This window comes from Candidatus Brevundimonas colombiensis, assembly GCA_029202665.1.
Taxonomy (GTDB): domain Bacteria; phylum Pseudomonadota; class Alphaproteobacteria; order Caulobacterales; family Caulobacteraceae; genus Brevundimonas; species Brevundimonas colombiensis.
In genome coordinates this window covers 1,977,107-1,997,299 of the sequence record CP119326.1, presented here as the reverse complement: position 1 = coordinate 1,997,299, position 20,193 = coordinate 1,977,107, and the positions used below count along the sequence as shown (strand labels likewise).

The window sequence follows — 20,193 nt, the reverse complement described above, 5'->3', positions numbered from 1 at the left end:
ACCGCGCTTCGCGCGGCTTCAGTCCGAGGCGGTCCAGGCGGCTCATGCCTGCGCCTCTCCCACGTCCGGGCCCCTGGCGGCATCCAGCCGTCCGCCCATCGCCTCGAACAACCGCTGATGCCCGGCCGCGGCGTCCAGCGGCTCGGGCGACCGCACGATCCGCGCCAGCGCCGCCTCGGCCCGCGCCTTGGCCTTGCCTTTCAGCTTGCACGTCGCATCGGCCACGGCCCGCATCTCCGTCAGATCGCCGTTGCAGTGCAGGACCACGTCGCATCCGGCCTTCAACGACCGATGCGCCCGCTCGCCCAGCGATCCGCTCAGGGCCTGCATCGACAGGTCGTCGCTCAGGATCAGGCCGGAAAAGCCCAGATGGTCGCGCATCAGACGCACCGCCTTCTTCGACTGGGTGGCCGGGCGCTTGCGGTCGATGGCGGTGAAGACGATGTGGGCCGTCATCGCCATCGGCATGTCCGACAGGGCCTTGAACGGCGCGAAGTCCCAGCCGTCCAAGGTCTCCAGATCGGCATGGACCGTCGGCAGGTCCTCATGGCTGTCGGCGAAGGCCCGGCCGTGGCCCGGCATGTGTTTGATGCAGGGCAGAACCCCGCCCGCCAGCAAGCCTTCCGCCGCCGCCCGCCCCAGCAGGGCCACGGTCTGGGGATCGCGGCCATAGGCCCGGTCGCCGACGATGTCGTGAGCGCCGGGAACCGGCACGTCCAGAACGGGCAGCAGATCGACGGTGATCCCGACCTCGCGCAGGTCGTGCGCCATCAGCCGCGCCCCCAGCCGCGCCAGGTCGCGCGCGCCGTGCAGGTCTTCGGCGGCCTTCAGATAGGCGTCGCCCGGCGGATATTTGGCCCAGTGCGGCGGCCTCATCCGCTGGACCCGTCCGCCCTCCTGATCGATCAGGATCGGCGCGTCCGCATCGCCGACGGCGGCGCGCAGGTCTTCGGTCAGCGCCCGCAGCTGATCCGGCGTGTCAATGTTGCGCCGGAACAGGATGAAGCCCCACGGCCGCGCCTGGGCGAAGAAGGCGCCTTCGTCCTGCGTCAGCCGATGCCCGGCGCAGCCGTAGAGGGCGGCGGACGTCACCGAACGATGCAGTCCCGGCCCGCCGCCTTCAGCGCATTGCAGAAGGCCGTGGCCCGCTCGCGCGACAGGCCCGAGAAGGCCGTGCGGTAAAGCGTCGATCCGCCCGAGGTCGTCACCTCGGTCACACGCTTTTCGGCGCCCGACGCATATTGGCCGAAGCGGCCGGCGACGGCGGCGTATTCCCGGTCCGCGATCTCGGTCGAGGAGAAGGCGCCGATCTGGACCGAGGCCGAACCGCCCGTCGCGGCCGGGGCCTTGGTCGTCGGCGCGGCGACGACGGGCGCGGGTGTCGGGGTCGTCGGGCGCGTCGCAGGCGTCGTCGGGACCGGCGTCGCGGGCTTGGCGGGCGCCAGGCCCTGTCCGGTCGGCGCGACGGGGGCCGGGGCGGTCGGACGCGGCTGGGGCGTCTCGGGCGGCGGGGTGAAGGTCACGGGCGCTTCGGTCGTCTCGGTCTCGTCGCGATAGACGCGCACGCCCTCGGCCGGGTCGATCGGCTGGGCGTCGATGGGCGGGGCGGTCTTCATCTCGCCCACGGGCTGGCCCACCGCCGGCGGCGCGTCGGTCGAGGCGCGCATCCCTGAGCGATAGAAGAAGATCACCGCCACGATCAGCAGCAGCAGGACCACCGCGCTGACGATCAGCGTCACCGGCGGCGCCTTGCCCCCGCCCGCGCCGACATTGCGGCCGCTGCGCGGATCATAAGAATTGCGACGGAACGGCAGGTCGTCGTCGGTGGGGGGCGTATAGGCGCCCCGGCCCGGCTTGTTGTCGTCTTCGAATGACATGGTCGCGCTCCGCCGTCTGTCCGGCGCGAATCGGGCGCCGAACATCTACTTTACGCCCCCGCGTCCGTCTTTCGAATCACAGATCGAGCGCGAGGTCGAGGCTGAACAGTTTCTGGTGGACTTCTATCGCATAGCGGTCGGTCATCCCGGCGATGTAGTCGCAGACGGCGCGCGCCCGCCGGGTGCGGTCCTGGGTCAGGGCGGGCGCCCCCCATTCCGGCGGCATCACCTCCGGCTCGGCCATGAACAGTTCGAACAGTTGCGACAGAACCCGTCGCGCCTGGCTGCGCGTGCGGTTGACGCGGTAATGGCGATACATCCGCTCGAACAGGAACTTCCTCAGGATCGCCAGATCGGCGTGCATCCCGGCCGAGAAATCCACCATCGTCCGTTTGGCGAGGCGCACATCCTCGGTCGTGACGATCCGGTCCGCTTCCAGCCGGGCTTGCGTCTCGGCCAGCACGTCCTCGACCATCACCCCGATCATGCGCCGGACCGCCTCGATCCGCAGCATCCGCTCGTCGATGTTCGGCCAGTCGCGCCGCGCCTGCGCCAACATCGGCCCGATCAGCGGCACCTCGGCCAGGTCCGCCAGGGTGAACAGGCCCGCCTGCACCCCGTCGTCCACATCGTGGTTGTTATAGGCGATGTCGTCGGCGATGGCCGCGCACTGGGCCTCCAGCGAGGCGAAGGTGTCCAACCGCAGGTCCCAGCCCGCCTCGCCGCCCCCCAAGCCTTTGGCCGCATAGGGCCGCACCACCGACCAGGCCGGTTCGTCCAGCCGGTGCGACACCGGGCCATTGTGCTTGATGACCCCCTCGACCGTCTCCCAGCTCAGGTTCAGCCCGTCGAACTGCGGATAGCGGTTCTCCAGCTCGGTCACGACGCGGAAGCTCTGGACATTGTGGTCGAAGCCGCCATAGCCCGCCATCTGCACCACCAGTTCGTCCTCGCCCGCATGGGCGAACGGCGGATGGCCCAGGTCGTGGGCCAGGGCGATGGTCTCGGCCAGATCGTCGTCCAGCCGCAAAGCATGGGCCAGGGACCGCGCGATCTGCGCCACCTCCAGCGAATGGGTCAGGCGGGTGCGGTAATGGTCGCCCTCGTGCGCCACGAAGACCTGGGTCTTCTCCTTCAGCCGCCGGAACGCCGTCGCATGGATGATGCGGTCGCGGTCGCGCGCGAAGGCGGTGCGCGTGCGGCTGGGGGGCTCGAAGAACCGACGACCCTGGGTCTGGCCGGCCCGTTCGGCGTAGGTGGCGAGTTCGATCTGGCTCAAGTCATCAACTTTGAGGCTGCTTTGATGCGGGCGGCCCTTTGCGAACGCCCTTGCGCGCCTCATATAGACAGCCGTGAGCACCGTCCAATCCACAGAACCGTCCACACCCGCCTTCACCGTCGCCACGCGCGCGCCGGAAGGCATCGTCCTGGCCCCCAGCGCCGCCAAACGCCTGGCGAAGCTGGGCGCGGCCGAGGGCAGGACGCTGATGCTGCGCGTCGCGGTGGACGGCGGCGGCTGCTCGGGCTTCCAGTACCGGTTCGAGCTGGTCGAGACGGCCGAGGACGACGACCTGCGCATCACATGCGACGGCCAGACCGCCCTGGTCGACCCCGTCTCGGTCCCCTTCCTGAAGAACGCCGAGATCGCCTTCGTCGACGAACTGGCCGGCGCCCAGTTCGTGGTCAGGAACCCCAACGCCGCCTCCAGCTGCGGCTGCGGCGTCAGCTTCTCGATCTGATCTAGAGGATCTGCGTCCGACGACCGCCAATCCGCGACTTGCATTTAGGGTACTTCCTAATTAGGGATACGCCTATGAACACCCTGTTCAAGGCCCTGTCCCATCCCGTCCGCCGCCGCATCGTCGCCATGCTGCGCGCCGGTCCTCTGGCGTCCGGCGACATCGCCGCCGCTTTCGACATGAGCTGGCCCACCATCACCGGCCACCTCAACGCCCTGAAGGAGGCCGGGCTGGTCAGCCCCGAGCGTGAGGGCCAGACCATCCGCTATCGCCTGGAGATTTCCGCCATCGAGGAAGCCATGGCCTTCCTGATGGACATCACTGGAACCGGAGAGGCCGCCGCCCTGCCCCACGTCGACCAGCCCCGCACCACCAAGGCGCCGCGCCGGTGAAGGCCCGCCTGTCCCCGCTGGACCATCTGACCATCGCCGTCTTCGTCGTGCAGGCGGGGTTCGCCGTCTATGTCGCGCTGATGGGACCGACCACGCCGATCCCGCTGCACTGGAACGACGACTGGCAGGTCGACCGCTGGGGCAGCCGCGTCGAGTTCGCCGCCACCCTGGGCGGCCTGTCGGTCATCGGCTTCATCGCCAGCGCCGGTCTCGGTCTGGCCGCCCTGCGCGCCGAGGCGGCCGGCGATCACGCGCGTCGCCGTTCGATGCGGATCGGTCAGGGCGTCGCCCTGTTCGTCTTCACCGCCATCGGCCTGTTGATGAGCTGGGCGGGGCTTGGACACGCCACGACGGAAACCGGCCCCGTCGTCATGATGGGCGGGGTGTCGCTGATCCTTCTGGTCATGGGCGCCTTCCTCGGTCGCGTCGCGCCCAATCCGCTTGTCGGAGTCCGTACGCCCTGGAGCTACAAGAGCCGCCTCGCCTGGGACCGCTCCAACCGTCTGGCCGGGCGTCTGTTCTGCCTGTTGGGCCTGGCCGGTCTGATGGCCGCGCCCTGGATCGGCCAGCCCGCCGGAACCTATGGCCTGGTCGGCGGGGCGTTGGTCGCCGCCGGTCTGTCGATCTTCGAAAGCTGGCGCGTGTGGCGCGCCGATCCGAACCGCCAGCCCTTCTGATCCGCCTGGAGACCGCCCATGCTCAGCCTCGCCGCCACAGTCGCCGCCCTGATCGCCGCCCCGGTCTCGACCGAGGTCGCCCTGCCGTCCCAGCCCGCGCAGCTGCATGGAACCTTGCTGACCCCGCGCGACGCCGTGGCCGCCCCCGTGGCCGTGGCGGTCATCCTGCCCGGCTCCGGCCCGACGGATCGCGATGGGAACAGTCCGATGGGCGTGGCGGCCGGAACCTATCGCCTGCTGGCCGAGGGGCTGGCGGACCAGGGGATCGCCACCCTCCGCATCGACAAGCGCGGTATCGCCGCCAGCGCCGCCGCCGGCCCGGCCGAGGCCGATCTGCGCTTCGACGCCTATGTCGCCGACGCCCGCGCCTGGGCCGCCGAAGCCGCCGCCCGCGCCGGCAAGCCCTGCGCCTGGCTGATCGGCCACAGCGAAGGCGCCCTGGTCGCCCTGAAGGCGGTCGCGGGCGGCCCGAACGCCGGAAACGACAAGATCTGCGGCCTGATCCTGCTCTCCGGCGCCGGTCGCCCGGCGGGTGTGGTGTTACGCGAACAGTTGGAAAACGGCCTGCCCGAACCGTTGAAGACCCAGGCCTTCGCCATCCTGACCGAGCTTGAGGCGGGCCGCACCGTCGCCGATGCGCCGCCCGCCCTGGCCGCCCTGTTCCGTCCGTCGGTCCAGCCCTATCTGACCTCGTGGCTGCCGCTGGATCCCGCCGCCCTGCTGGCCGCCTATGACGGGCCGGTGTTCATCGGCCAGGGGACCGACGACCTCCAGATCGGCGTTACGGACGCCGAAACCCTAGCCGCCTCCGACCCCAGGGCGACGCTGAAACTGTGGCCCGGCGTCAACCACGTCCTGAAGACCGCCCCCGCCGACCGCGCCGCCAACCTGGCCACCTACGCCGATCCGGCCCTGCCGCTGGCGCCCGGCGTGGTCGCGGATGTGGCGGGGTTCATCAAGGCGCACCCGCGCCCCTAGACGTGGCGCGCCTGGCCCGCCCCCAGTCCCAGCACGATGATGGCCATGCACAGGACGCCGCAGGCGATGAAGGACGACAGCCAATCGTTCGTGACATCGTGCAGGGCGCCGACCGCCACCGGTCCGGTCGCCGACATCAGATAGCCGACGGCCTGTACCATGCCGGAAAGGCGGGCGGTCTGGTCGGCGTTGCGCGCCCTCAGACCGATGAAGGTCAAGGCCAGGATGAAGGCGCCGCCGATGCCCACGCCGAACAGGCCAATCCAGACCACCGCCCAGGCCGGCGCCAGAAAAAGGCCCAGCAAGGCGACCAGTCCCATCGCGCCCAGACCCGCCGCTATGGCCCGCTGATCCTTCAGGCGGCCGATCAGGGGCGGCAGCAACAGCCCCGGCAGGGCGGTGGCCAGTTGCAGCACCCCGTGCAGCGACCCGGCGGCGATGGCCGAATACCCCTGGCTGACCAGGATCGAGGGCAACCAGGCGGCCACGGCGTAATAGGTGAAGGAGGTGCAGCCGAAGAAGAGGGTGATCCGCCACGCCAGACCTGAACGCCAGATGCTGCCGGAATGCAGCGGCTCGGCGGTTCCGGCGGCGGGGGCCGAATGGCGGCGCAGTTGCGGCAGCCAGGCGATGGCGCTGACCACCGGCAGGATGATGAAGGCGCCCAGCGCGACCCGCCAGTCGTAGGCCGCCGCCAGGGGCGCGACCACCGCCGAGGCGACCGCCGAGCCGACGCCCATGGTGATGGCGTAGATCGCCGTCAGCCGCGCGATCTGGTTCGGGAAATCCCGCTTCAGCAGGCTGGGCACCAGGGTGTTGCCTATGGCGATGCCCGCCCCCAGCACGGCCGTGCCGAAATACAGGCTCCACAACGGCCCGATGGAGCGGACGGCGATGCCGACCATCATCACGATCAGGGCCAGGAACAGCACCCGCTCCAGCCCATATTCCTTGGCCAACACGGCCGCGAAAGGCGACACGACGCAGAAGATCAGCAGCGGCAGGGTGATCAGAAGCCCCGCCTGACCCGCGCCGATATGGAAGGCCTGCTGGATCACCTCCAGCACCGGCCCGACCGCCGTGAACGGCCCCCTCAGGTTGGTGGCGAACAGAAGAACGCCCACTATGATCCAGGCGGGGTGGAGGCTGTGACGATGAGGCATGGCGTGTCCGATCTTTGCGCCCACCAGATAGCAATGGAGATGCTTGCCGGATTTGGCTATTCAGTCAGACAATTTCCGAAATCGGCCAATCCTCTTGTCCCCGTCCGATCCGCCGCCCTACGCATTCGACCCTGACGCCACCGACCTGCCGGTGACGGCCATGAATCTGGAGGCGACGGCGCATGACCGCGAGGCGCCGATGCACGCCCACCGCAAGGGACAACTGGTCGTCACCCTGCGCGGCGGCGTGATCTGCCGCACCGAAACAGGTCTGTGGATGGTGCCGGCGGGCAATGGCGTCTGGGTTCCCGGCCATATCCGACACAGCAACGAGATCACCGCCAACGGCCGCGTCGCCTTGCTGTTCATCGATGCGGAGGTCGGCGGCCTGCCGGATCGCTGCGCCTCTCTGACCCTGACGCCTCTGGTGGTCGAACTGGTCAGGCATCTGGCGGAGCGTCCCGCCGCCGCCTATCGGCCGGGCGATCATCTGCACCGCCTCGTCCAGGTTCTGTTGGAGGAGTTGCGCGTGATGCAGGTCAGCACGCTTCACCTGCCCATCCCCGACGACCCCGCGCTGCGCCATATCGCCAATGGTCTGATCCAGAACCCGCGGGACCGCGCGCCTGTGTCGGAATGGGCGCGTCGCGTCGCCATGAGCGAAAGGTCGCTGTCTCGACTGGTGCGACGCAGGACCGCCATGAGCTTCGGCCGCTGGCGTCAGCAGTTGCAGATTCTCATCGCCCTGCAGCGCCTGTCCGAAGGCGCCTCGGTCCAGACGGTCGCCTATGATCTGGGCTATGAATCCGTCAGCGCCTTCATCACCATGTTCAAGTCCGCCCTGGGCAAGCCCCCCGCCCGCTATGTCGCGGACGCGGCGATCTAGACCCGCCCCGCCCGGGCCTCGTCCGGGCGCAGGGTCAGGACACGCACGCCGTCACGCGCAACGGCGACGGTATGTTCGAACTGGGCCGACAGTTTTCCATCCTCGGTCACCACGGTCCAGCCGTCGTCCTCGGTGTCGACCTTGCGCGTGCCCTGGTTCAGCATCGGTTCGATGGTGAAGACCATGCCCTCACGCAGGGCCATGCCGGTCCCCGCCTTGCCGAAATGCAGCACCTGCGGGTCTTCATGCATCTCGCGCCCGATGCCGTGGCCGCAGTAGTCGCGCACGACCGAATAGCCCGCCTGTCTGGCGTGGCGTTCGATGGCCGCGCCGATGTCGCCCAGCCGCGCGCCGGGCCGCACGGTGCGAATGCCCTTCCACATGGCCTCATAGGTGGTGCGGACCAGACGCCGCGCCGCCGGGCCGACATTGCCGATCAGATAGGTCTTGCTGGAATCGGCGATGAAGCCGTCCTTTTCCAGGGTGATGTCCAGATTGACGATGTCGCCGTCCATCAGCACCTCATCCGCCGACGGCACGCCGTGGCAGACGACCTGATTGCGCGAACTGTTCAGCACGAAACCATAGCCGTACTGGCCCTTGGAGGCGGGACGCGACTTCAGTTCATCGACGATATAGGCCTCGACCAGATCATTGATCTGAAGCGTGGTCATGCCCTCCAGCCTCAGCCCGTCCAGATGGGTGAAGACCGAGGCCAGCAGACGCCCGGCCTCGGCCATCAGCGCCAGTTCTTGCGTCGTCTTGATCATGCTGTGGCGACAGGCGTGCTGCTGGCGTCCACCCCCGCCGCCTTCAGCTCCCGCGCCACCAGGTCCTGAAACGTCAGGCCCGGATTGGTCTCGCACAACATGCCGATCCTGATCCAGAACGCCGCCTGGGCATTGATGGAGCGGTACGACGCCTTGCTGGCCCGACGCAGCTGCTCGTGCAGCTCATCCTCGATATTGACGATGCCCAACTGGCGCTCCTGAGAATATACGTTTCGTATGCGTATCATATATTCGGGCGCGGACGGTGTTCAAGAGCGGCTTGGCTCAGGACAAAGGGCGCCTGGGCGCCTACAACGCGTCCACGTCGTGCCGCGCCTGATCGGCCAGGGCGAAGAAGCGGTCGCGGACCTCGGCGGCGAAGGGGTTGTCGCGTTCGATGGCGCGGAACACCGCCGGGCTGTCATGGCGCACCATGTCGACGGCCTGCATCAGCCGGTCGAAACTGGCCGTGGTCATGCGGGTCGGCAACGGTTCCATGTTCAGCAGGACCCGCGCGATCAGGTGGGTCAGGCCCTGAACCACGGCGGCCTCGCGGTCATGGTCTTCCGGCGTGACCTGGAAGACCTTCAGCTTCAGCGCATGGCGGCAGAAGGCGGCGACGCGGCGGGCGTCTCTTGCTCCGCGCACCTCGCTGACGGCGATCCGCAGGCCCGCGATGCCGTCCTTGCCGCTCTGCGGGCCGAACAGGGGGTGGGTTCCGACGATCCGCACGCCGGGCGGCAGGGCCGCCTGCATCGCCAAGGCGGGCTTCACCTTCACCGAGCCGACGTCGATGATCAGGGGCTCAGGCGTCAGATGCGGACGGATGGCCTTCAGCGTCGCCTCCAGCGCCTCGACCGGCACGGCCAGCACCACCGTCGGACAGGCGGCGGCGGTCGCCAGATCGGTCAGGGTCGCATGGGCGTCGCCCTCGGACACCGCCGGGTCATAGGCCACGACCTCGAACCACGCCGACAGATGCCGCGCCGTCAACCGCCCAAAGGCGCCATAGCCGATCAGGCCGAGACGGGGTTTCGCCACATCCACCGCCGCCCTATCCATCTTCACCGTCATCCTCGGGCTTGACCCGAGGACCGGGCGCGGATCGGGCTGTGCGCCTGCCGCTGACGCAATGCGGCGGCCCCTCCGGTCCTCGGGTCAAGCCCGAGGATGACGGCGTAGAGGTGGAAGGCGGAGCGAAGCGAACTCACAGCGTCTCCATGAACCGCACCGGCCGCCCGTGCGCCGATCCGATCAGTTCGCCGTCCTGCATCACCACCCGTCCGCGCACGATGGTCGCCATCGGCCAGCCGGTCGCCTCCACCCCGTCGAACGGGGTCCAGCCGCAGCGCGTGGCCTGCTGGTCGTGGGTGATCGTCTTCTTCGCCTTCAGGTCCACGATGGTCAGGTCGGCGTCATAGCTGACGGCCATCCGGCCCTTGTTGGCCGTGCCGAACACCCGTTGCGCCCCCGCCGAGGTCAGGTCGATGAACCGCTCCAGGCTCAACCGCCCATTGGCCACGTGCGTCAGCATCAGCGGCACCAGCGTCTGCACCCCCGGCATCCCGGACGGCGAGGCCGGATAGGGTTTGGCCTTCTCCTCCTTGGTGTGCGGCGCGTGGTCCGATCCCAGCACATCGGCCACGCCCTGCCGCATCCCCCACAACCACAGGGCGTCCACATGCTCCTGCGACCGGATCGGCGGGTTCATCTGGGCGTAGCTGCCCAGCCTTTCATAGGCCTCCGGCCCGACCAGGGTCAGGTGCTGGGGCGTGATCTCGACGGTGGCGACATCCTTGTGGAAGCGCAGGAACTCCATCTCGTCCCGGGTCGTGACGTGCAGCACATGGATGCGCGCGCCCGTCTCCTTGGCCAGACCGACCAGACGGCGGGTCGAGCGGATGGCGCTTTCGGCGTCGCGCACCTCCGGGTGGCTGGTCCAGTCGCCGGTGCGGGCCAGACCCCGCCGCTCGACCAGACGGTATTCGTCCTCTGAGTGGAAGGTGGCGCGGCGGCGTACATTGGACAGAACCTTCCTCACCCCCTCGTCGTCGGCGATCAGCAGGTCGCCGGTCGAGGCGCCCATGAAGACCTTGACCCCGCAACAGCCGGGCAACCGCTCCAGATCGCCCAGATAGTCCGCGTTCTCGTGCGTGCCGCCGATGTAGAAGGCGTGGTCCGTCCACATCCGGTCCTTCGCCCGCGCCAGCTTGTCGGCCATTGTGTCGGGATCGGTGGTGTTGGGATTGGTGTTCGGCATTTCGAACACGGCGACGACGCCGCCCAGGGCCGCGGCGCGGCTGCCCGTCTCCAGATCCTCTTTCCATTCCAGCCCCGGCTCGCGGAAATGGACCTGGGTGTCGATGACGCCGGGCAGGACGGTCAGGCCCGTCGCGTCGAAGGTTTCACCCGCCGAGGCCTGAGACAGGTCGCCGATGAAGGCGATCTTGCCGTCGATCACGCCCACGTCGGCCATGCCGCGCCCCGCATGATTGGCCACCTCGCCGCCACGGACGATCAGGTCATAGGTCTGGGTCATCACAAGGGCTCCAGGCACATATCGCTTGTCACCTGGGGACTGTCCCAGGATCGCACCCTCCGCATGGCCACGGACGGCAGGCTGCTTCTACATTTGCGGTGTTGCGGGTGAAAGACGTTCTATGGCGTTCGCGGCGATCTGGTGCTCAAAGCTTGACCGCTGTGCGACCATCATGACTATTGGTCGTTGTGTCTTGGGGGACGTCGAGATGAAGAAGACGATACTGCTGGCGACCCTGCTCGCCCTGACGGGCTGCGCGACGCGACCGCCGTTCGCGCATACGCTTCTGGGGGCCACGGGCGATCAAATCCTGGCCGACACCACCGCCTGTCAGGAACTCTCCAGGACCGGGACCTATGTTCCGCCGGGATCGACCACGCCCAACCCGGCGCTGAGTTCGCCGGCCGCCGCCGCCTTCGGCGCCGGATTCGCCGAAGGCTTGGCCAAGGGACAGGCCCAACGCGCCGCCTATGAGCGATGCATGGCCGATCGGGGCTATCTTCAGACGACGATGACGCCGGAAGAGATCACAGCCTATCGCGCCCTGAAGACCGTTGACGAGCGCAAGGCCTGGATGGCGAGCTTCTCTGCGACCGACCATGGCGACCGATCCGTGCGTCTGGCCGATCCCGCGCCGTGCAAGCCCAGCGCGCTGGTCGCCTGTCCGTCGGCGAACTGACCGCTCAACCCCGCGCCGCCAACACCTTCATCGCCGTTTTCAGCACCCGTTCCCACGGCAGGTCCATCATGTGCTGGATGGCCTGGTTCAGGCGCGGGTCCAGGGTCTTGAACTCCTGATAGGTGCGCGGTCCGCGCACGACATGGCCCTTCCACGGGCCGCGCGTCGTCTCGTCCGAGGGGCCGAAGACGGCGATGGTCGGGACGCCCGCCGCCACCGCTAAATGCGTCCAGATCGAATCCGCCCCGATGTAGAGCGCCGCCTGAGAGATCGCCGCCGCCGTCTGCAGCCGCGTCAGCCTGCCCTGAAGCTCGATCACCCGCGCGCGCGGCACGGCGTAGCGGATGGTGTGGGCCGCCTCGCGATCCACCTCCTCGCCCACGATCATCAGACGCCCGCCCGCCAGAGGCCCGTCGTCGGCCAGCAGCTTGGTCGCCACCTTGGCGTAGCGTTCGGCGGGCCAGCGCTTGCCCATCCATTCCACGCCCGGCCCGACCGCCAGGATCGGCCCGTCGCCGCCCGAGGCGGGAAACAGCGCCCTCATCTCGCCCAGGGTCTGGTCGGAGAAGTACAGGCGCGGGGCCGGCGTCTCATCCGGCTCCAGCTTCAGCACGGCGGCGGCGGCCTCTACCGCGTGCAGGCCGTCCGGTGTCTTGCCGCGCACCGCCCGCCGTTCGCGCCTCAGCTTGCCCGACAGGTCCGAGCCGCGCATGTCCACGACCAGGCTCCATTTGGTCCCGCGCACCTGGTTCCACAGGGCGATCCATTCGAAATGGCCCTCGCGCTCCAGCACGATGGTCCTGGCCAGGCGCGGCGTGTCGGCGAACAGGGGGGCCGAGGCCGCCGATCCGACGATGGTGAAGGTCGCCTGCGGCAGGCTGTCGACCAGATGCGCCAGCACGCCGGACGACAGGATCGCGTCTTCCGCGTCCGCCTCGGCGATGTACAGGATGGGAAACCGCCCGTTCATGACGTCAGGAATACAGGGATTCTATCGCAGGTTCAGCGCCAAACGACTGTTTCCACAGGCGGACGTCCTGCGTTACAGCGACGCGCATGAGCCAGCCGCCCTCCACACCCGATCCCGCCGCCGTCGCCGCCCTCGAACGCTTCAAGGCCCAGCGCGTCACGGCCATCTATCGGCTGGACCTGATCGCCAAGGGGGCTGTGATCTCCTACGAGGACGGCACGCCGGTCGATATGGCGTCCGAAAAGGCGCGGCTGGAACAGATGGTCGCCGACATGGACCGCCGCATCGCCCAGCTGGAGCGCGCGCAGAAGACTGACGCCGAGAGGTGAGCCTGCCCCTCCTCCCCGGCCGGACCTGCGGCGGCTGCGTCGAATGCTGCCGGGTCATTCCGCTGGCCCTGCCGGAGCTGGCCAAGCCGACCGGCGAACTGTGCGCCTATTGCGTCGACGGCGCGGGCTGTTCGGTGCACGAGGTCCGTCCGAACACCTGCCGCGTCTGGTTCTGCCTGTGGCGGGTGATCGAGCTGGACGAGGCGTGGCGGCCGGATCGCAGCGGGGTCATCGTGCGCCCCGACGGGATCGAGGACGGGATCATCACCCTGTATGTCTTGCGTCGCTCGGACTTCCTGGCCTCGACCGACATGTTCGTCACCGTCGCCGGCTGGATCGCCGAGGGGATCGAGGTCGCCCTGTCCGTCCCCGGCCCGGTCGGAACCTATCCGGCCCGCGCCGTGGTCACCGACTGGCTGCGCCCGGCGGTCGAGGACGGCGACCCGCAGGATTTCGTGACCCGCGTGATCCGCTCGCTGGACAGGCTGGCCGAACACGACTTCCAGCCCGACGGCGTCACAGCGCGTTACGCGGTGGTTTGAGAAACGCTCTCAACACCCTATCTAGCCGCCATGCCCATCGCCCGCCTTTCCAGCCGCGCCCTGATCTCGATCACCGGCGATGACGCCAGACCCTTCCTGCACAATCTGCTGACCCAGGACGTGGAGACGCTGGCCGACGGCGAGCTCCGCTTCGGCGCCCTCCTGTCCCCGCCCGGACGCCTGCTGTTCGACCTGTTCATCCTGGGCCAGGGGAGCGGCGTGCTGCTGGACGTCGCCGCCGACCGCCGCGAGGCCCTGATCCAGCGGCTGTCGATGTATAAATTGCGCGCCAGGGTCGAGGTCGCCGCCGACGACCGGCCCGTCTTCGCCGCCTGGCCCGATGCGCCGCCCGGCTTCATCCCCGACCCGCGCACGCCCCTGATGGGCGGCCGCCTTTATGGCGAGGCGACGCCGGACGCGGTTCAGGCCGACTATGACGCCCATCGCCTGTCCGTCGGCCTGCCCGATGCCACCGCCGACGCGCCGCAGGACAAGACCTATCCGATCGAGGCGGACTTCGACCTGTTGAACGGCATCGACTTCCACAAGGGCTGTTTCGTCGGCCAGGAGACGACCTCGCGCATGAAACGCCGGGGCGCGATCAAGAACCGGATGCTGCCGCTGGATTTCGACGGCCCGGCCCCCGCCTTCGGCGCCGAGGTGCTGAAGGGCGAACTGCGCGCGGGCGAGGTGCTGTCGGGCCAGGACGGTTCGGTCATGGCCCTGCTGCGGGTCGACCGGCTCGATGGGGACCTGACGGTGGACGGACGCCCCGTGCGCTTGCGCAGACCCGCCTGGATGGGCGAGGACGTTCTCCCCTCCTCCGACGCATGAGACCCGCCCCATGAAGCTCGCCGATCAGATCGTCCTCGTCACCGGCGGCGCGCGCGGCGTCGGCGCCGCCAGCGTCTGCGCCTTCGCCCGCGAAGGCGCCCGCGTCGTCATCAACTGGAGGAACAGCGGCGAGGCGGCGAACGCCCTGGCCGCCGAGATCGGCCAGCGCGCCCTCGCCTTTCAGGCCGACGTGACCGACCGCGCCGCCGTGGACGCCATGGTCGCGGCCGCTCAGGCCCATTTCGGCGCGCCCGTCACCACCGTCGTCAACAACGCCCTGGACTACAGTTTCAACGGCGACGCCCGGTCCCAGATGACCGCCATCGGCTGGGACGAGATGGACCGCCAGTTCTCGACCGTCGTGCGCGGCGCCCTGAACCTGATCCAGGCGACGGCGCCCGGCATGGCCGCCGCCCGGTTCGGGCGCGTGGTCAACATCGGCACCAATCTGTTCCAGAATCCGGTCGTGCCCTATCACGACTACACCGCCGCCAAGGCCGCCCTGCTGTCGCTGACCCGCACCGCCGCCGGCGACCTGGGCCCCGACGGGATCACCGTCAACATGGTCTCGGGCGGCCTGCTTCGCACCACCGACGCCAGCGCCGCCACGCCCGAGGCCGTGTTCGACCTGATCGCCGGCATGACGCCGTTGCGCTCGGTCACGACGCCGGAGGAATTCGCCGACGCCGTCCTGTTCTTCGCCTCGCCGTGGAGCCGCGCCGTGACAGGTCAGAACCTGGTGGTCGACGGCGGACTGGTTCGGGACTGAATGACGACCGTCTCCTCCCCACGTGTGGGGAGGTGGCGCGGCGCCTCTTCGCGCCGTGACGGAGGGGCTCTTTACCGCATCACCAGCGCCTGTGGGCTTCAAGAGCGCCTCCACCGCCTAGCCTGTCCTCGGGCTCGCCTTTGGCGAGACCCGGGGGCGGTCCCCCTCCCCATTTCATCCATCCTACTCGCCCGCGACATTCACCGGGATTTCAGCACCTTAACGACCGCCAGCGTCAATCAACCCGCCACACCTCCCAGCGCGCCTATAATGCGGGTTTCACTGCGGAGACCCCATAAACCCCAGCCCGAATTGCACTTTCTTGCACTTTGCACTGTTTTCGCAGGTGCAGTGCAATTTCGCCCCGCCCCCGATTTCAGACAATTCAGACGATTCAGACGGTGTTTTTCGCCGCGACATCTCAAACCCGTCCTTCCCCCGACCGGAACATACGGGCAACCTAGACCCATGATCGATTCACACGCCGAAGGCCGCTGCGGCTGGTGCGGGACCACCGACCCGCTCTACATCGCCTATCACGACGCCGAATGGGGCGTGCCGGAACGCGATTCGCGCGCCCTGTGGGAGAAGCTGATCCTGGACGGGTTTCAGGCCGGTCTGGCCTGGATCACCATTCTGAGGAAACGCGAGGGCATCCGCGACGCCTTCGACAATTTCGATCCCGAGATCGTCGCCCGCTATGGCGAGGATGACATCCAGCGTCTGCTGAACGATCCCCGCATCATCCGCTCGCGCGCCAAGATCAACGCCGCCATCCGGGGCGCCCAGATCTGGCTTGAGATGCGCGACAACGGAGAGGATTTCTCGGCCTGGCTGTGGTCCTTCGTCGGCGGCGAACCGATCCAGACCGACTGGGCCGATTACCGCGACGCCCCGGTCAAGACCGCACAGTCCGAGGCCATGGCCAAGGCATTAAAGAAGCGCGGCTTCAACTTCTGCGGCCCGGTGATCGTCTATGCCTTCATGCAGGCCGTCGGCATGATCAACGACCACCAGAACACCTGCTTCCGCCATGGCGAGGTTCGTGCGATGGCGGGCCATGGCTAAAGCTCCCGCAAATCCGAAAGCCTTCCCGACCCTGGCGCTGGAAACCGTGTTGATCCAGCGCGTCAACGGTCCTGTCTGCGGCGTGGACGAGGCGGGGCGCGGGCCGTGGGCGGGGCCGGTGTCGGCGGGGGCTGTGATCCTGAACCCGGACGACCTGCCGCCCGGCATCGACGATTCCAAGGCTTTGACCGAAAAACGCCGCGCCCTGCTGGAGCCCGAGATCAAGGCCCGCGCCATCGCCTGGGGCGTCGGCTTCGCCTCGGTGGAGGAGATCGAGGAGCTGAACATCCTGCACGCCACCGGCCTGGCCATGTGCCGCGCCATCGAGGCGCTGCAGGTGACGCCCGTCGCGGCCCTGGTCGACGGCAATTATCGGTTCAAGCTGCCGTGCGAGATCCAGACGGTGGTCGGTGGCGACGGCCTGTCCCTGTCCATCGCGGCGGCCTCCATCCTGGCCAAGACGGCGCGGGACCGGCTGATGATCGAACTGGACGCCCAATATCCCGGATACGGCTTCGCCAGCCACAAGGGCTACAACGCCCCCATCCATCAGAACGCCTTGAAGACGCTGGGCCCCTGTCCCGCCCATCGGCGCAGCTGGTCGCCGATCCGTGCTCTGCTGCTGGAGGCCTGAAGCCGCCTCAGATATGCATGAGCCCGCCCAGCAGCGCGCCGATCAGGGCGGCGACGGCGGCCCCCGCCACCATCATCATCCAGCGCGGCGGCGGCGACAGTTCAGGCTCCAGGTCCAGGTGTTCCACAGGGGTCGGGGCCTCGGCCGGGCGGCTATAGCGGGCGGCGTTGTGGGTGAAGGTCGGGCGGTTGTCGATCGGCGGCGCGGGCCAGCCCCAGTCCGCCGCCGCGACGCGCGCAGCATCCGCCGTCGGCGCCCACGAGCGCGCCTCGGCCGGTACGCTCCGGTCGCCTGCGCGGCTCCGGTCGGCGTCGGTCTTGATGCGAACGGTGTCGGCGCGGGGTTCCATGCTTCCCCAACGGAAGACCGCGATTCGCGTTCCCGCCCGGCCGAGGTTGTTTTGATTGGGATTATGCGGCGACCGGCAGGGCCACGGGCCGATCCGTGACCACGAACAGCTGCTCCACATTCCTCAGCCGCCCCACCTGGCCGACCTTCTCGCCCTTGGGATTATGGATGCCGATGCGCGCCCCGACATAGCGGGGATGGGCGACCTCGATCACCTGCACATGGCCGCGCGCCGACAGCATCTCGACCAGTTCGTCCCGACTCAGATAGCCTTCGTCGTTGAAGCTGACGATCAGGTTGGGCGCCCTGACCCGCTCGATCACCGACCGCAGGGCCGGGCCGATGCCGGGACGGCTGTTGAAGGGGCTCTTGCGGGTCTTCACGTCCACCCGCTTGTTGGCCACCCCATAGGTCTCGGGCCGGTCCCACAGGACCAGGCTCTCCCAGCAGTGGTAGTTGGCCAGATAGGAATGCTGGTTGTAGGGCGGGTCCAGATAGACCAGGTCCGCCTCGATCTGATCGGCGATCTCGACGGCGTCGCCCTGGGTCGCCCGGCAGGGTCCGCCCGCCGCCGCCGGCGCCAGATCCGGCGTCCTCAACTCCAGCGGCTTCAGCGCGCGCGGCGCCCACTGTTTCATATAGGCCATCTGCACCCCGGCGGTGGAGTCGACCCGATCCGCCGCCTCCATCAGGCTGACCAGGGCGATGGCCTTCAGCTCGGGCTCCAGCCCCATCGCCTCGATCCGGTCGCGCACCGCGTCGATGCGCGCGCCATTGTCGGGGTGGAAGTAGCGGGCGTCGCGGCAGAAGGCCTGGGTGAACCAGCCCGCCTGGGGCGCAACGGTCCTCAGTTCCGCCAGCACCGCCTCGGCCCGGTCGATCCACCGCTCCCGGTCCGCTTGGACATAGGTGGTCGCCAGGGCGTGGGCATAGGCGTTGACGTCGTTCGACCAGACCTGGAACCCCTGTTTCTTCAGCGCATGACCGACCCGCGCGGTGCCCGAGAACAGGTCGCAGACCCGCCCGCCGTGGGGCAGGACGCCGATGATCGCCCCCGTCACATGACCCAGCAGGGCGCGCTTGGAGCCGATGTATTTGATCATGCCGCGGTCCGAGTCATCGTCGCACCATAGCGGCTTTGCTGCAGCGCGACAGATCGCACGCAGCCGAATGGCGATCCGCGCATTGTTAAGCTGGGCCGGACGTGTCGCTCCGGTCGTCGAAAACAGCAGACCTACCGGGAATATCATTATGGCGATGACCGTCGCGGACCTTCTGGCCAAGACCTTGGCCTCGGCCGGGGTGAAACGCATCTGGGGCGTCACGGGCGACAGCCTGAACGGCCTGAACGACAGCCTGCGCCGCTTCGAACAGATCGAGTGGATGCACGTCCGCCACGAGGAGACCGCCGCCTTCGCCGCCGGGGCCGAGGCGGCCGTGACCGGCGAGCTGGCCGTCTGCGCCGGCAGCTGCGGGCCGGGCAACCTGCATCTGATCAACGGCCTGTTCGACTGTCACCGCAACCGGGTTCCGGTCCTGGCCATCGCCGCCCATATTCCGTCGTCAGAGATCGGTCTGGGCTATTTCCAGGAGACCCATCCGCAGGAGCTGTTCCGCGAATGCAGCGACTTCTGCGAGCTGGTGTCCAGTCCGGCCCAGATTCCCGGCGTCCTGGCCCGCGCCCTGAACACGGCGGTCGGCAAGGGCGGCGTGGCGGTGATCGTCCTGCCCGGCGATGTGGCCCTGGCCCGCGCGCCGGACGGCGCCTCGCCCGAATGGTCCGCCCCTGCCCGCCCCCGCATCGCCCCCGCCGTCGCCGATGTGGCGCGCGCCGCCCAGCTGCTGAACGGGGCCGAAAAGGTGGCCATCCTGGCGGGCAGCGGCTGCGCCGGCGCCCACGACCAGGTTCTGGCCCTGGCCGAGGCGCTCCAGGCCCCCGTCGTCCACGCCCTGCGCGGCAAGGAGCATGTCGAGTGGGACAATCCCTATGACGTGGGCATGACCGGTCTGATCGGCTTTTCGTCGGGCTACCACGCCCTGATGAACTGCGACGCCCTGGTCATGCTGGGGACCGACTTCCCCTATCGCAACTTCTACCCGTCCGACGCCAAGATCATCCAGATCGACCGCGACCCGTCGTCCCTGGGCAAGCGCGCCCATCTGGCGCAGGGGATCGTGGGCGACGTGGCCGAGACGGTTCCCGCCCTGATCCCGCACCTGAAGGCGGATCGCTCGCCGCGCTTCCTGGAAGCCGCCCGCAAACACTATGCCGAGGCGCGAAAGGGTCTGGACGAACTGGCCCGGCCCGCGCCGGCCGGCCGACCCATCCATCCGCAATATCTGGCCGCCGTGATCGACCGGCTGGCCGCCCAGGACGCCGTCTTCACCGCCGACGTCGGCACCCCGACCGTCTGGGCCGCCCGCTATCTGACCATGAACGGGCGGCGTCGTTTGCTGGGATCGTTCAATCACGGCTCCATGGCCAATGCGATGTTGCAGGGCATCGGCGCCCAGGCCGCCGCGCCCGACCGCCAGGTGATCTCCCTGTCCGGCGACGGCGGTTTCACCATGATGATGGGCGACTTCATCAGCCTGTCGCAACTGGGGCTGCCGCTGAAGGTCGTGGTGTTCAACAACGGTTCGCTGGGCTTCGTGGCCATGGAGATGAAGGCGTCCGGCTTCCTGGACGTCGGCACCGATCTGAAGAACCCCGACTTCGCCGCCATGGCCCAGGCCATGGGAATCAGGGCCTTCCGCGTCGAGGCGTCGGATCAGGTCGAGGATGCAATCGCCCAGGCCCTGGCCCACCCCGGTCCCGTCCTGGTCGATGTGGTCACGGCGGGCCAGGAGCTGGTCATGCCGCCCAAAATCAAGATGGAACAGGCCAAGGGCTTCAGCCTATTCATGCTCAAGGCCATCATGAACGGGCGCGGGGACGAGGTTCTGGAGCTGGCGCGCACCAATCTGTGACCGTCGGCGGGCTGCGTCTGGACTTCGGA

24 protein-coding genes are annotated in these 20,193 nt (G+C 68.6%); 13 read left to right on the top strand and 11 right to left on the bottom strand.

All coding sequences use genetic code 11. The features are described 5' to 3' along the window. Nucleotides 1-42: 42 nt before the first annotated feature. From nagZ to P0Y50_09570, 3 genes are all read right to left on the bottom strand, one after another. Nucleotides 43-1,092 (bottom strand): beta-N-acetylhexosaminidase, encoded by a 1,050-nt coding sequence (gene nagZ, locus P0Y50_09580; protein ID WEK38800.1) that lies wholly within the window; start codon nucleotides 1,090-1,092, stop codon nucleotides 43-45. Then, on the bottom strand, nucleotides 1,089-1,877 hold the full coding sequence (locus tag P0Y50_09575) for an SPOR domain-containing protein (GenBank protein WEK38799.1): 789 nt from the start codon (nucleotides 1,875-1,877) through the stop codon (nucleotides 1,089-1,091). Before P0Y50_09575 ends, nagZ begins: the two co-directional genes overlap by 4 nt. A 76-nt stretch (nucleotides 1,878-1,953) precedes the next feature. After that, nucleotides 1,954-3,156 (bottom strand): deoxyguanosinetriphosphate triphosphohydrolase, encoded by a 1,203-nt coding sequence (locus P0Y50_09570; GenBank protein WEK38798.1) that lies wholly within the window; start codon nucleotides 3,154-3,156, stop codon nucleotides 1,954-1,956. A gap of 142 nt (nucleotides 3,157-3,298) precedes the next feature. Here P0Y50_09570 and erpA point away from each other — a divergent pair, with 142 nt between their 5' ends. The 4 genes from erpA to P0Y50_09550 all read left to right on the top strand — a co-directional run bounded on the left by erpA (nucleotide 3,299) and on the right by P0Y50_09550 (nucleotide 5,663). Then, nucleotides 3,299-3,616 carry an iron-sulfur cluster insertion protein ErpA gene (erpA, locus tag P0Y50_09565; GenBank protein ID WEK41558.1) on the top strand — a complete coding sequence of 106 codons (318 nt, stop codon included), beginning with the start codon at nucleotides 3,299-3,301 and terminating at the stop codon, nucleotides 3,614-3,616. Between the two features lie 74 nt (nucleotides 3,617-3,690). Continuing rightward, a complete protein-coding gene (locus P0Y50_09560) occupies nucleotides 3,691-4,008 on the top strand; it encodes a metalloregulator ArsR/SmtB family transcription factor (protein WEK38797.1) in 318 nt (105 codons plus the stop codon). Continuing rightward, nucleotides 4,005-4,685, top strand: coding sequence for an SdpI family protein (locus tag P0Y50_09555; protein WEK38796.1), 681 nt, complete (start codon nucleotides 4,005-4,007; stop codon nucleotides 4,683-4,685). The genes P0Y50_09560 and P0Y50_09555 overlap by 4 nt, the downstream gene beginning before the upstream one ends. 18 nt (nucleotides 4,686-4,703) lie before the next feature. Further along, a complete protein-coding gene (locus tag P0Y50_09550; protein WEK38795.1) occupies nucleotides 4,704-5,663 on the top strand; it encodes an alpha/beta fold hydrolase in 960 nt (319 codons plus the stop codon). Here the strand turns inward: P0Y50_09550 and P0Y50_09545 are convergent. Continuing rightward, entirely contained in the window at nucleotides 5,660-6,826 is a 1,167-nt protein-coding gene (locus P0Y50_09545) for an MFS transporter (GenBank protein WEK38794.1), read from the bottom strand. The genes P0Y50_09550 and P0Y50_09545 overlap by 4 nt on opposite strands. A 94-nt stretch (nucleotides 6,827-6,920) precedes the next feature. Here P0Y50_09545 and P0Y50_09540 point away from each other — a divergent pair, with 94 nt between their 5' ends. Next, the gene (locus tag P0Y50_09540; protein ID WEK38793.1) at nucleotides 6,921-7,712 is read left to right on the top strand and encodes a helix-turn-helix transcriptional regulator; all 792 of its coding nucleotides are present in this window, start codon (nucleotides 6,921-6,923) and stop codon (nucleotides 7,710-7,712) included. Here P0Y50_09540 and map read toward each other — a convergent pair. The 4 genes from map to P0Y50_09520 form a co-directional block, all read right to left on the bottom strand. Then, entirely contained in the window at nucleotides 7,709-8,482 is a 774-nt protein-coding gene (map, locus tag P0Y50_09535) for a type I methionyl aminopeptidase (protein WEK38792.1), read from the bottom strand. The genes P0Y50_09540 and map overlap by 4 nt on opposite strands. Beyond that, the gene (locus P0Y50_09530) at nucleotides 8,479-8,691 is read right to left on the bottom strand and encodes a ParD-like family protein (GenBank protein WEK38791.1); all 213 of its coding nucleotides are present in this window, start codon (nucleotides 8,689-8,691) and stop codon (nucleotides 8,479-8,481) included. Before P0Y50_09530 ends, map begins: the two co-directional genes overlap by 4 nt. A gap of 100 nt (nucleotides 8,692-8,791) precedes the next feature. Further along, nucleotides 8,792-9,556, bottom strand: a complete 765-nt coding sequence (locus P0Y50_09525) for a prephenate dehydrogenase (protein WEK38790.1) — start codon at nucleotides 9,554-9,556, stop codon at nucleotides 8,792-8,794. Nucleotides 9,557-9,689: 133 nt separating this feature from the next. Then, entirely contained in the window at nucleotides 9,690-11,021 is a 1,332-nt protein-coding gene (locus P0Y50_09520) for a dihydroorotase (GenBank protein ID WEK38789.1), read from the bottom strand. Nucleotides 11,022-11,229: 208 nt separating this feature from the next. Between P0Y50_09520 and P0Y50_09515 the strand changes: the two genes are divergently transcribed. Further along, nucleotides 11,230-11,700 (top strand): hypothetical protein, encoded by a 471-nt coding sequence (locus P0Y50_09515; protein ID WEK38788.1) that lies wholly within the window; start codon nucleotides 11,230-11,232, stop codon nucleotides 11,698-11,700. 4 nt (nucleotides 11,701-11,704) lie between these two features. Here the strand turns inward: P0Y50_09515 and P0Y50_09510 are convergent, their stop codons facing one another. Then, nucleotides 11,705-12,670, bottom strand: a complete 966-nt coding sequence (locus P0Y50_09510; protein WEK38787.1) for a glycosyltransferase family 9 protein — start codon at nucleotides 12,668-12,670, stop codon at nucleotides 11,705-11,707. A gap of 86 nt (nucleotides 12,671-12,756) precedes the next feature. Here P0Y50_09510 and P0Y50_09505 point away from each other — a divergent pair, with 86 nt between their 5' ends. From P0Y50_09505 to P0Y50_09480, 6 genes are all read left to right on the top strand, one after another. Beyond that, on the top strand, nucleotides 12,757-12,999 hold the full coding sequence (locus P0Y50_09505) for a hypothetical protein (protein WEK38786.1): 243 nt from the start codon (nucleotides 12,757-12,759) through the stop codon (nucleotides 12,997-12,999). Beyond that, the gene (locus tag P0Y50_09500; protein WEK38785.1) at nucleotides 12,996-13,541 is read left to right on the top strand and encodes a hypothetical protein; all 546 of its coding nucleotides are present in this window, start codon (nucleotides 12,996-12,998) and stop codon (nucleotides 13,539-13,541) included. Before P0Y50_09505 ends, P0Y50_09500 begins: the two co-directional genes overlap by 4 nt. Before the next feature lie 30 nt (nucleotides 13,542-13,571). Continuing rightward, nucleotides 13,572-14,375 carry a folate-binding protein gene (locus tag P0Y50_09495; GenBank protein WEK38784.1) on the top strand — a complete coding sequence of 268 codons (804 nt, stop codon included), beginning with the start codon at nucleotides 13,572-13,574 and terminating at the stop codon, nucleotides 14,373-14,375. Nucleotides 14,376-14,385: 10 nt separating this feature from the next. Next, nucleotides 14,386-15,144, top strand: a complete 759-nt coding sequence (locus P0Y50_09490; GenBank protein WEK38783.1) for a 3-oxoacyl-ACP reductase — start codon at nucleotides 14,386-14,388, stop codon at nucleotides 15,142-15,144. A gap of 468 nt (nucleotides 15,145-15,612) precedes the next feature. Beyond that, nucleotides 15,613-16,212 (top strand): DNA-3-methyladenine glycosylase I, encoded by a 600-nt coding sequence (locus tag P0Y50_09485; protein ID WEK38782.1) that lies wholly within the window; start codon nucleotides 15,613-15,615, stop codon nucleotides 16,210-16,212. Continuing rightward, nucleotides 16,205-16,846 (top strand): ribonuclease HII, encoded by a 642-nt coding sequence (locus tag P0Y50_09480; protein WEK38781.1) that lies wholly within the window; start codon nucleotides 16,205-16,207, stop codon nucleotides 16,844-16,846. Before P0Y50_09485 ends, P0Y50_09480 begins: the two co-directional genes overlap by 8 nt. 7 nt (nucleotides 16,847-16,853) lie before the next feature. On the opposite strand, the gene P0Y50_09475 is transcribed toward P0Y50_09480, so the two are convergent. Together P0Y50_09475 and P0Y50_09470 are read right to left on the bottom strand one after the other, a co-directional pair. Then, nucleotides 16,854-17,195, bottom strand: a complete 342-nt coding sequence (locus P0Y50_09475) for a hypothetical protein (protein WEK38780.1) — start codon at nucleotides 17,193-17,195, stop codon at nucleotides 16,854-16,856. 61 nt (nucleotides 17,196-17,256) lie between these two features. Continuing rightward, complete coding sequence (locus tag P0Y50_09470; protein ID WEK38779.1) at nucleotides 17,257-18,297, bottom strand: DNA adenine methylase; 1,041 nt, start codon at nucleotides 18,295-18,297, stop codon at nucleotides 17,257-17,259. A 148-nt stretch (nucleotides 18,298-18,445) separates the two neighbouring features. Between P0Y50_09470 and poxB the strand changes: the two genes are divergently transcribed. Continuing rightward, nucleotides 18,446-20,164 carry a ubiquinone-dependent pyruvate dehydrogenase gene (gene poxB, locus P0Y50_09465; GenBank protein ID WEK38778.1) on the top strand — a complete coding sequence of 573 codons (1,719 nt, stop codon included), beginning with the start codon at nucleotides 18,446-18,448 and terminating at the stop codon, nucleotides 20,162-20,164. Nucleotides 20,165-20,193 lie beyond the last annotated feature (29 nt).

What these genes read in the sequence shown, in the direction of transcription:
- P0Y50_09575 (WEK38799.1), bottom strand. Translation starts at nt 1,877, where the DNA reads ATGTCATTCGAAGACGACAACAAGCCGGGCCGGGGCGCCTATACGCCC.
- P0Y50_09560 (WEK38797.1), top strand. Translation starts at nt 3,691, where the DNA reads ATGAACACCCTGTTCAAGGCCCTGTCCCATCCCGTCCGCCGCCGCATC.
- P0Y50_09550 (WEK38795.1), top strand. Translation starts at nt 4,704, where the DNA reads ATGCTCAGCCTCGCCGCCACAGTCGCCGCCCTGATCGCCGCCCCGGTC.
- P0Y50_09545 (WEK38794.1), bottom strand. Translation starts at nt 6,826, where the DNA reads ATGCCTCATCGTCACAGCCTCCACCCCGCCTGGATCATAGTGGGCGTT.
- map (WEK38792.1), bottom strand. Translation starts at nt 8,482, where the DNA reads ATGATCAAGACGACGCAAGAACTGGCGCTGATGGCCGAGGCCGGGCGT.
- P0Y50_09525 (WEK38790.1), bottom strand. Translation starts at nt 9,556, where the DNA reads ATGACGGTGAAGATGGATAGGGCGGCGGTGGATGTGGCGAAACCCCGT.
- P0Y50_09520 (WEK38789.1), bottom strand. Translation starts at nt 11,021, where the DNA reads ATGACCCAGACCTATGACCTGATCGTCCGTGGCGGCGAGGTGGCCAAT.
- P0Y50_09515 (WEK38788.1), top strand. Translation starts at nt 11,230, where the DNA reads ATGAAGAAGACGATACTGCTGGCGACCCTGCTCGCCCTGACGGGCTGC.
- P0Y50_09510 (WEK38787.1), bottom strand. Translation starts at nt 12,670, where the DNA reads ATGAACGGGCGGTTTCCCATCCTGTACATCGCCGAGGCGGACGCGGAA.
- P0Y50_09505 (WEK38786.1), top strand. Translation starts at nt 12,757, where the DNA reads ATGAGCCAGCCGCCCTCCACACCCGATCCCGCCGCCGTCGCCGCCCTC.
- P0Y50_09495 (WEK38784.1), top strand. Translation starts at nt 13,572, where the DNA reads ATGCCCATCGCCCGCCTTTCCAGCCGCGCCCTGATCTCGATCACCGGC.
- P0Y50_09490 (WEK38783.1), top strand. Translation starts at nt 14,386, where the DNA reads ATGAAGCTCGCCGATCAGATCGTCCTCGTCACCGGCGGCGCGCGCGGC.
- P0Y50_09485 (WEK38782.1), top strand. Translation starts at nt 15,613, where the DNA reads ATGATCGATTCACACGCCGAAGGCCGCTGCGGCTGGTGCGGGACCACC.
- P0Y50_09480 (WEK38781.1), top strand. Translation starts at nt 16,205, where the DNA reads ATGGCTAAAGCTCCCGCAAATCCGAAAGCCTTCCCGACCCTGGCGCTG.
- P0Y50_09475 (WEK38780.1), bottom strand. Translation starts at nt 17,195, where the DNA reads ATGGAACCCCGCGCCGACACCGTTCGCATCAAGACCGACGCCGACCGG.
- P0Y50_09470 (WEK38779.1), bottom strand. Translation starts at nt 18,297, where the DNA reads ATGATCAAATACATCGGCTCCAAGCGCGCCCTGCTGGGTCATGTGACG.
- poxB (WEK38778.1), top strand. Translation starts at nt 18,446, where the DNA reads ATGGCGATGACCGTCGCGGACCTTCTGGCCAAGACCTTGGCCTCGGCC.